8 protein-coding genes are annotated in these 9,783 nt (G+C 41.4%); 6 read left to right on the forward strand and 2 right to left on the reverse strand.

Translation table 11 applies throughout. The annotated features are described in order from the left end of the window. Positions 1-73: 73 nt before the first annotated feature. Genes DVR12_RS26450 through DVR12_RS26475 form a run of 6 tightly spaced genes read left to right on the forward strand, consistent with a single transcriptional unit; the run spans position 74 to position 8,054 of the window. Positions 74-2,755 (forward strand): c-type cytochrome, encoded by a 2,682-nt coding sequence (locus DVR12_RS26450; RefSeq protein ID WP_116978823.1) that lies wholly within the window; start codon positions 74-76, stop codon positions 2,753-2,755. Between the two features lie 11 nt (positions 2,756-2,766). Continuing rightward, a complete protein-coding gene (locus DVR12_RS26455; protein WP_116978824.1) occupies positions 2,767-3,840 on the forward strand; it encodes an aldose 1-epimerase family protein in 1,074 nt (357 codons plus the stop codon). Between the two features lie 9 nt (positions 3,841-3,849). Continuing rightward, positions 3,850-5,052, forward strand: coding sequence for a cupin domain-containing protein (locus DVR12_RS26460; RefSeq protein ID WP_116978825.1), 1,203 nt, complete (start codon positions 3,850-3,852; stop codon positions 5,050-5,052). A gap of 15 nt (positions 5,053-5,067) precedes the next feature. Then, a complete protein-coding gene (locus DVR12_RS26465; protein ID WP_116978826.1) occupies positions 5,068-6,108 on the forward strand; it encodes a sugar phosphate isomerase/epimerase family protein in 1,041 nt (346 codons plus the stop codon). A 26-nt stretch (positions 6,109-6,134) separates the two neighbouring features. Continuing rightward, positions 6,135-7,283 (forward strand): Gfo/Idh/MocA family protein, encoded by a 1,149-nt coding sequence (locus DVR12_RS26470; RefSeq protein ID WP_116978827.1) that lies wholly within the window; start codon positions 6,135-6,137, stop codon positions 7,281-7,283. An 18-nt stretch (positions 7,284-7,301) separates the two neighbouring features. Next, a complete protein-coding gene (locus DVR12_RS26475) occupies positions 7,302-8,054 on the forward strand; it encodes a 3-keto-disaccharide hydrolase (RefSeq protein ID WP_116978828.1) in 753 nt (250 codons plus the stop codon). A gap of 530 nt (positions 8,055-8,584) precedes the next feature. Here the strand turns inward: DVR12_RS26475 and DVR12_RS26480 are convergent. Further along, entirely contained in the window at positions 8,585-8,953 is a 369-nt protein-coding gene (locus DVR12_RS26480) for a hypothetical protein (RefSeq protein WP_116978829.1), read from the reverse strand. A gap of 38 nt (positions 8,954-8,991) precedes the next feature. Next, complete coding sequence (locus DVR12_RS26485) at positions 8,992-9,531, reverse strand: GNAT family N-acetyltransferase (protein WP_116978836.1); 540 nt, start codon at positions 9,529-9,531, stop codon at positions 8,992-8,994. Positions 9,532-9,783 lie beyond the last annotated feature (252 nt).

The following is a 9,783-nucleotide window of genomic DNA, read 5'->3' on the forward strand; positions in this document are numbered from 1 at the left end:
TCTTACTGCAAGCTACATATTCAGCTATAGTGAACGTTTCTATCATCCCGGAAATCTATTCAAGTACATATTTATGACCGCGTTAAGAAAAAAGCCCGTGCAGCTGCTGCTAGGTGTATCCGCTGCCTTAGTCACGACCCTTGCCTGCATCAATGCCAACAACAGTGCAGAGCAAGCGACTGGCAACCCGAAGATCGACAAGCTCAAACTGCCAGACAATTTCAAAGCAGAAAGACTGTATAGTCCAGGCGACAATAAGCAAGGCTCCTGGGTATCCATGACTTTCGATGATAAGGGCAGAATGATTGTGTCTGACCAGTATGGTTATCTTTATCGCCTGCACTTACCTGCAGTTGGTGAAGATTCTTCCAAGCTAAAAATTGAGCAACTAAACATCGGTAAAGATACCAGCGCTCAGAAGGTATCAATGGGTTATGCTCATGGACTGCTATATGCGTTCAATAGTTTGTATGTAATGGTAAATCACAATTCGGATTCCCGTTTTGAGAAAACAAGTGGATTATACCGTTTACAGGATACCGATGGAGATGATCAGTTTGATAAAGTTACCCTTATCAAAACCCTACAGGGTGAGGGAGAACATGGACCGCACAGTATCATACTGTCTCCTGATAAGAAGTCGATTTACGTTGTAGCCGGAAACTTTACAAAGATTCCAATTATGGATAACTACAAAGTTCCGCGTGTAGATGCTATAGACAATATATTCCCGTATCTGAAAGATCCTAACGGTCATGATAATACTGTTGGATATCATGGAGGTTGGGTAGCTCATATGGATTCTACCGGTAGCAATTGGGAATTAATCAGTTCCGGTTATCGTAATCCATTTGATATTGCGTTTAATGAATCCGGCGATTTGTTTACCTATGACTCAGATATGGAATGGGATTTTGGTACACCGTGGTATCGCCCAACCCGTATTTGCCAGGTAACAAGTGGTAGTGAATACGGATGGCGTCCGGGTACCGAAAAATGGTCGCCTGCCTATCCAGATAACTTACCTCCATTAATCAATATTGGCCAGGGTTCTCCTACTAATCTTATCAGTGCAGCAAATGCCAGATTCCCTGAAAAATATCGTAAAGGATTGCTGGCTTTCGACTGGAGTTTTGGAATTATATATGCAATCGGTTTACAGCCTCAGGGAGCATCCTATAAAGCAACCGCTGAAGAATTTGTATCCGGCTCTCCTCTCCCTTTAACTGATGGAGCAATCGGACCAGATGGGGCATTATATTTCCTTACCGGAGGAAGAAGACTGGAATCTGATCTTTATCGTGTATACTATAAGGATAATAAAGAAAGTAATTCACCGCTGAAAGTGGCGCCTATCACAGAAGAAGCTAAAATCCGCAGACAACTGGAAGGCTACCACGGTGGTGCAAAAGCGGGAGCTATAGATTTTGCATGGCCATATCTTAAGCACCAGGATCGTTTCATTCGCTTTGCTGCCAGAATTGCTGTCGAAAATCAACCAACTGCTCAATGGCAAAGTAAAGTATTGCAGGAAAAAGATCCTGTAACACTTATCCAAAGTGCTATAGCATTGGCCAGACAATCCAAGGAAAATGTTTCAGCTCCATTACTGTCACAGTTAATGACAATCAACTACGATCAGCTTACCGGTGATCAGCAAATTGATTTGCTCAGAGCATTTGAACTTGTATTTACCAGATTAGGTAAGCCTGCAGGTGCATTGCAGAATCAGGTTGTAGCTTACCTGGATGCACATTATCCGGCTAAAGACAATGAGCATAATAAATCGCTCAGTAAACTATTGGTATACCTGGATGCACCTAAGTCTACAGAAAAAACAATGGCCTTACTGTTAAGTGCAAAAGACGATTCAACTTTGCAACAAACTGCCATGCAATCGGCAGATCTGATCATGCGTAATCCGCAATATGGTCTCGACATTGCAGGCATGCTTTCTAAAACACCGCCATTACAACAAACCTGGTATGCAACAGTATTAAGTCAGGCTAAAAATGGCTGGACTCCGGAACTGCAGGAACAATATTTCACCTGGTATATAAAAGCCTTCACCTACAAGGGAGGACATAGTTTTGCCGGATTCATTAATAATGCCCGCACCAATGCTATGGCTCATTTCCCTAAGAAAGACTATGCCTATATGAAAAAGCTGGATTCAGTTGCCAATATGGGTAGTATGCAGATGGAAGGATATGCACAACCTAAAGGTCCGGGTAGAAACTGGAAAGTAGATGAAGCATTGAAAGCAGTAGAAGGTGGCCTTGCCAACAGAAATTTTGAGCAAGGAAAGGCAATGTTTAATACTGTATTATGTAGCGCATGTCATGGTATGAAAGGAGAAGGAGGAACTGCCGGTCCGGATCTTACTCAGCTTGGAACTCGTTTCTCAGACAAAGATATCCTGGAAGCTATCATTGATCCAAGCAAAACTATCTCTGATCAATATGCCGCTACCGTTTTTGCACTGAAGAAAGGTGGTTCAGTAGTAGGTCGACTGGTGAGTCAGGATGCTGAGAAATACGTTGTCTCACAAAATCCATTTGCGCCGCAACAAACACGTACTTTATTGAAGAAAGAAGTTGCTAACATTAAAACTTCAAATGTTTCTGTAATGCTGCCTGGGCTGATCAACAGATTAAATGAAGAGGAACTGAAAGACCTTCTTGCTTACCTGAAATCAGGTGGTAACAGTAAAGACAGCGTTTTTGTAGCTACGAATCAATTAACGAATAAGTAATCAATACAGGTATGGATGTAAAAAAGAAGCCCTGGCACGAAAAGGTTTCTCATTACTCCCAATTAGGAGGAATAGAGACTTCGATACTGGATAACGGCGCCGGAAGAGGAACAAGGATTGCGTGGGTTAATACCGGAACCGGGTTACGTTATAAGGTAGTAATAGATCGTGCTATGGATATTGTTGATGCATTCTATCAACATTACAGTCTTGCCTGGATAAGTCATAATGGTGTAACAGCACCTCGTTATTCACTCAACAAAGGTCTGGATTGGCTCCAGACCTTTGGCGGTGGATTAGTAACCACCTGCGGGCTCTCTCACGTTGGTGGCCCCGAAAGTGACGAATATGGAGAAAGAGGATTGCATGGGCCCATCAGTAATAGTCCGGCTGAAATCATTTCCATTATTCAACCTGATCTGGTAGCCGGAAATCTGGACATGAGCATCACAGGAATTATCAGACAAACCTCTGTACTGGGGGATCAACTGATCCTAAAACGTACCATTTCCGGTACACTTGGTGAAGCCTCTATTCGTATACACGATGAAGTAATAAATGAAGGCAATACAGTAGCACCACATATGTTATTGTATCACCTGAATTTTGGTTATCCGTTGGTAGACGAAGGAGCTGAAATCTGCTGGAAGGGGAAATGGAAATCAAGAGACGGTAACCCGGATATAATTTTCAGGGAAGATAATAACTACCACCTATGTTCAGCGCCGTTAGACAGTCATGCCGGCTCAGGAGAAGAGGCAGCGATTATAGATCCGGTTACAGATAGTAACGGCTGGTGTACCTGTGGTATTTACAACCCAGGATTGCAGATTGCATTATCCGTACGTTTTAAGAAGGCGCAATTGCCAATACTTACTAACTGGCAACATTGGGGTAAAGGGGAATATGTAACGGGATTAGAGCCCGGAACACATCCTCCTACCGGGCAAGCCAGGGCCAGACGTGAAGGGAATCTGATTTTTCTGGCACCCGGAGAACGCAGGAACTACGAGTTACAGTTCGATATACTTTCTACACCAACGGCCATCTGGCAATTCCGAACAGAACTTTCATCAACTACATAATTAAAGTCCATGGAAAAATTAAGCTTAGCTGAAAAAGCATTAGAGCAAGGCAAGGGAATACTCCGACTGGCGCCTACCTGGGTTCCACGTTCGTTTTGTGTTCCTGGCAGAAGGATCAAATTACATCCGGATGATTATTACGTTTTAGGAGGCGAACGGGGAGGTATTGATGAGCGTTGGCTATCAAGTACCACTCCGGCTAAAAACGGTCCTTTAACAGGCGAAAATGAGGGATTAAGCCAAATCGTATACAACGATGGCAGCACAACCCATCAAATTCTGTTAAAAGATGCAATTGATGAATTAAAAGATAAATTACTTGGAAAACGAATCTGGGATACCTACCAGGCATGGCCGATGTATTCCAAATTCTTTGATAATATGGGCCCACTCCCCCATCATATTCATCATAATGATGAAAAAGCAGCATTGATCGGTCAAGCAGGTAAACCCGAAGCCTATTACTTTCCACCACAACTGAATAATCATGGAGGTGATTTCCCTTATACATTCATGGGAATTGCACCAGGTACAACCCGTGAGCAAATCAAGGAATGCCTGATGAACTTCAGTAAAGGTGATAATAAGATCACTAATTATTCCCAGGCTTACCGCCTCGAGCCAGGTACAGGCTGGGATGTACCTCCCGGATTATTACATGCGCCAGGTAGCTTGTGTACCTATGAGCCGCAAAAAGCATCAGATGTTTTTGCCATGTACCAATCATTGGTAAATGAGGCAATTATTCCTGAAAACCTTTTATGGCAAGGAACACCAGCCGAAAGCATTGGCGATTATGATGCATTGCTGGATGTAATAGATTGGGAACTGAATGTAGATCCAATGTTATTCCAAAACCGTTTCATGCCGCCTGTTCCGGCAGTTACTAACGCTAAAGGTTACACTGAAAACTGGATTTGCTATAAATCGGCAGATTTCAGTGCCAAAGAATTAACTGTGGAACCAGGAGCAACAGTAGTAATCAAAGATAGCGCAGCATATGGATTGATAATGATGCAGGGAAGAGGAACAATGGGCGTTTGGGAGATAGAAACCCCTGCCCTGATTCGTTACGGCCAGTTTACCAACGATGAATTTTTCGTTAGCGAAGCTGCTGCTGTTGCCGGTGTAACTATCACCAATGCATCAACAACCGACCCAATCGTGATGCTGAAACATTTTGGTCCGGGTAATCCAGATATTAAACTCTGATAAAAAACCTGCGTTATGAAAGACAATAATTTTCCAAAGCTCCACAATGCTACCTGGCCAGGTATAGTAGGAAAAGGAGATAGTTCACAACCTATCATCCCTTTCGATACCCTGTTGCAGATGACTGCAGCCGCAGAAGTAAACGGTAAAAAATTCGACGGAATTGATATAGGATTATTTGATCCGCATGTTCCTGTAACCAGTACAGACGATGATTTGAAAAGACTGGCAGATAAAGTGGCTGGTTATAATCTGGAAATCGGAAGCCTGGTTGCACCTATCTGGCCTCCCGAAGGAGGTTCGGCAATGGGAACCAAGGAAGACCGGACAAGATTTGTAGAACAAGTCAGAAAAGCCTGTAAAGTCGGACAACGACTAAGGGAATTAGGTATACGTCCACATGGCATTGTGCGTATAGATTCGGCTTCCTCACCTGAGGGCTGGGCAACAGATCCAAAAGCTAATACACAACTAATTGCACAAACATTCAGAGAAGCAGCCGATGTAGCCGCAGACTATGGTGAATCACTTGCCGCAGAAGGAGAAATCTGCTGGGGAGGTATGCATAGCTGGAGAGCCATGATAGATACACTGAATGCAGTAAATCGTTCCAACATCGGGTTTCAGGCCGATATGTCGCACACCTTTCTGTATCTGTTAGGGTATAATAGTCCGGATGACCGCATTCTGCCTGTTGATTTTGACTGGAACGACAGGGCCACTTTAACATCTGCTTTAAAAACATTAACAGCCGCATTGAGGCCATGGACCATCGACTTCCACGTTGCTCAGAATGATGGAACGGTATATGGCAGCGGATCGCACGATAAAACAGGAAGGCATTGCCTAGCCACTGATCCTAATGGCAAACTGGATATTGCCATAGACGCTGGACATTGGCTTCGTGATGAAAATGGGAACCTTACCAAGAAATTTAAGCATATCTGCTGGGATGGATGTATGTTCCCTAATGAAGTGATGACCAAACAACAAACCTGGAATGATATACTGGCTGCAATGGTAAAAGTGCAACAGCAACACGGATGGCAGGAATAATTCCTTAGCATTAAAAACAGCGAACTATGGCAACTAAAAAAGAATTGAGAATAGGTTTAATAGGTTGTGGTTTTATGGGCAGAACCCACTCCAACGGATATCTGCGTGTTAAAAACTTTTTTCCAGAACTACAATATGTACCTGTACTGAAGGCCGTTTGTGCCCGTACAGAAAGTAAAGCCCGGGCTTTTGCTGATCAGTGGGGTTACGAATCCATTGAAACCGATTGGAAAAAACTCATAGCGAGAGAAGATATTGATGCAGTAGATATTTGCACTCCAAATGATATGCATGCAGAAATAGCAATAGCAGCAGCGGAGGCAGGAAAAATGGTATTAACAGAAAAACCACTGGCACGTACCTACGAAGAAGCATTAGGTATGGTAACCGCAATTGAGAAAGCTGGGGTACCTAATACCGTTTGGTACAACTATCGCCGGCTGCCAGCTGTGACACTGGCAAAACAAATTATAGACAGTGGTAAGCTGGGTCGCATATTCCATTTTCGTGCAAACTTCCTGCAGGATTGGACTATAAACGCCAATCTTCCGCAAGGAGGTGAAGGATTATGGAGAATGGATGCATCAGTTGCCGGATCAGGTGTAACAGGCGATTTACTTTCACATTGTATTGATACTGCACTGTGGTTAAATGGCAGTATTACCAATGTATCGGGTATGACGGAAACGTTTGTTAAAGAACGTATGCACCAGCTAACCGGAACCGTACAACCAGTAGGGATAGATGACGCCTGTACATTTATGTGCAGGTTCCGTAACGGATCATTAGGTTTATTTGAATCTACCCGTTATGCGAGAGGACATAAAGCTTTATACACGTTTGAGATCAATGGGGAACATGCCTCCATCCGCTGGGATCTACACGATTTAAACAGATTGGAGTTCTTCGACAACTCAGATCTTTCTGTAGTTAAAGGCTGGAGATCCATTCATGTAACTGATGGTGATCAGCCATATATGAATAAATGGTGGGTACCAGGTTTAGGAATTGGTTATGAGCATTCATTTGTACACCAGGTAGCAGACTTTCTGCAAAGCCTGGAAACAGGCGGTAGCTGCTCTCCTACCTTCCGTGAAGCACTGGAGACTCAACTCGTTTGTCAGGCAGTTTTAGAGTCTGCCGCTAGTGGTACCTGGAAAGAAATTCATTCATAAATCATAAAATAACCAATTATGCGGAAAAAAACAGGTGTGCTATGCCTGTCGGTGGCAGTAGCCTTAATCGGAACCTCCGTTGCATGGAAGACCACTCAAAGTATGGATTACAAGAAAGGATTTGTTTCAATCTTTGATGGTAAAACATTAAACGGGTGGGAACACGACGGTGTGCATTGGAAAGTGGAGGATGGAAACCTGGTAGGTGAAATAACTCCTGAAACCGTTCTCAAAACAAATAATTTCATCATCTGGAAAGGTGGTCAACCAGCTAACTTTGAGCTTACCTGTGAATTTAAAATAAGTGCAGGTGGTAACAGTGGCATCAACTACCGCAGTGATAAAGTAGAGAACGTACCTTTTGCACTTAAAGGTTACCAGGCAGATATCGACGGTAATAACAACTATACAGGTCAGAACTACGAAGAGCGAGGCAGAACTACCCTGGCGTATCGTGGTCAGAAAACGGTAATTCCTCAGCCTAGCGGACAGGAATCGCCAAAGAACAATGCCTGGCCAGCAGCCAAACTCGTTGGCTCTTTAGGCGATATTGATTCTTTAAAAACGCTGATCAAAAAAGAAGACTGGAATACCTGCCGACTTGTTATCAAAGGCAATCACTTACAACACTACATCAACGGAGTATTGATGAGCGATGTTACTGATAATGATAAAGTAAATGGTAAAACTTCCGGCTACCTTGGAATGCAGGTGCATGTTGGTCCACCTTCCAAAGTAGCGTATCGTAAAATTATGATTAAGCAATTGTAGTATTGATAGATTTAAGGAAGCGGTGTTTTTTTTAGGAATACAAAGGATTGAAGTGAGATACTCATTTCAGTCCTTTGTGTTTTAGAAATGTTGAATCATTCGCTTTCAAATCCAAATGAATACTTAATTAAAAGATTATTTCTAATAGTACATTTGATATAATATCCATGTTGATTGAACCTCTTCACAAAATAGTTATCTCTATCAAATGTATATACGACCTGTTCTAATTTCTCCTTAACACTAGTCCTGTAGCTAGTTCCAATTCCTTTTACTACATAGCAAGCTAAGCACCTGTGTTTTTGTTTTATTTACTACTTCTATTGCAGGCAAAGAACCAGGTTGTTCAAACTGTTTGTTCCAACAATTTTCACCTAGTGCGTTTTCAGTACTTTTATAGTTATTGAGCTTAATTTAATTTACTGCTGTATCGAAATTGAAATACCCACGTATCTGGGCACTGAGGTTTAAATTTATTAATAGGAAGATTGATATTATAGGGATAGTTTTCATTACATTAAAGGTTAGGGTCAATTTATTGTTGTTAGTCTGGTTATTGTGTATTTAGGGTAATCAGTTTTATTATAATCATTGAGTATTACATCTACCTTTAGCAGCTCCAATCCAGCCACTAATTCGGCATTAAACTTTGCAGATTTTTTTAAAATCTTTTCATAAGAATCAGGACACATAATAAAGCCAATTATTATTTTACCCCTATCCTTCCCTGATAACAATTTACATTTATATGCCTTTGCCCAAGACAAAATACCACAGGATGGAGGCATTTTGCTCGCTTCCAATAGAATTAGTTTTACACTTTCAGTTGGTTGCTGCGCCTGAGTATTATTGATCGATAAGAAAAAGAATATTACAATTGTTATTAAATTTTTTCTCATAAAACTAGATTTAACTTACTTCAGTAAGCACAGGAATATCAACTTTTATTCTTCCAATTATTCTTTTTTAATTCAAACCAATCTGTTGGGTCGCCTTCGTAATCAAAAGTTTCCAGGTTGGTAAATCCTAATTTGGTCAGGACTTTTTTTGAATTCAGGTTTTTAGGATCTGTTATAGCAAAGATGGAATCGATATTCAGATTATTAAATCCATAATCCAGGATTGCATTTGAAGCTTCGGTGGCAAAACCTTTCCCCCAATGTTTTTTCTTAAACCTGAAACCAAGTTCATAAAAATTAATTTGGTTATTTAATGGTTCTCTAAAATATTTCAGCCCTGCCCAACCTATACATTCGTTGGTAAATTTATCAACTACTGCCCAACGAGCAATTCCATTTTTCGAATATTGCTCTTTAATCATTTCGATCACTTTCTTTATTTCGTCGATTGATTTTACAGGATGATTTTCAATATACAAGTGAACATCAGGGTCAGCATCCATTTCAAAAAGATCCATTTCATCGGTATACTCTAATTCACGTATCAGGAGCCGCTCTGTTTCTATGGATATTTTCATTTTGTCAGGTATTACTCGTTTTTGATTTTCCATAATTTACCTAAAATTTGTTTTGAATGGAGTTTTTTTTATAGACTTGGAAGGACTAATTATTGATTGGCATCTAATATTTGGAATTATTTTATACTGAGTGGGGTCCTGATTTTATTGGCTTTATGTGATTGGTAAATTTCTTTTACCGTAGGCTGGGCGGGGGCAAGCCCAATGCTATTAAGTTAAGGGAAATAGGCCCCGGTTTAATTATCTTTAAGT

It is taken from the genome of Chitinophaga silvatica (genome assembly GCF_003419895.1).
GTDB classification, from domain to species: Bacteria; Bacteroidota; Bacteroidia; order Chitinophagales; family Chitinophagaceae; genus Chitinophaga; species Chitinophaga silvatica.

Bases quoted from the DNA above. Each gene is read 5' to 3' on its own strand.
- DVR12_RS26465 (WP_116978826.1), top strand. From the start codon at position 5,068: ATGAAAGACAATAATTTTCCAAAGCTCCACAATGCTACCTGGCCAGGT.
- DVR12_RS26480 (WP_116978829.1), bottom strand. From the start codon at position 8,953: ATGAGAAAAAATTTAATAACAATTGTAATATTCTTTTTCTTATCGATC.
- DVR12_RS26475 (WP_116978828.1), top strand. From the start codon at position 7,302: ATGCGGAAAAAAACAGGTGTGCTATGCCTGTCGGTGGCAGTAGCCTTA.
- DVR12_RS26460 (WP_116978825.1), top strand. From the start codon at position 3,850: ATGGAAAAATTAAGCTTAGCTGAAAAAGCATTAGAGCAAGGCAAGGGA.
- DVR12_RS26455 (WP_116978824.1), top strand. From the start codon at position 2,767: ATGGATGTAAAAAAGAAGCCCTGGCACGAAAAGGTTTCTCATTACTCC.
- DVR12_RS26450 (WP_116978823.1), top strand. From the start codon at position 74: ATGACCGCGTTAAGAAAAAAGCCCGTGCAGCTGCTGCTAGGTGTATCC.
- DVR12_RS26470 (WP_116978827.1), top strand. From the start codon at position 6,135: ATGGCAACTAAAAAAGAATTGAGAATAGGTTTAATAGGTTGTGGTTTT.
- DVR12_RS26485 (WP_116978836.1), bottom strand. From the start codon at position 9,531: ATGAAAATATCCATAGAAACAGAGCGGCTCCTGATACGTGAATTAGAG.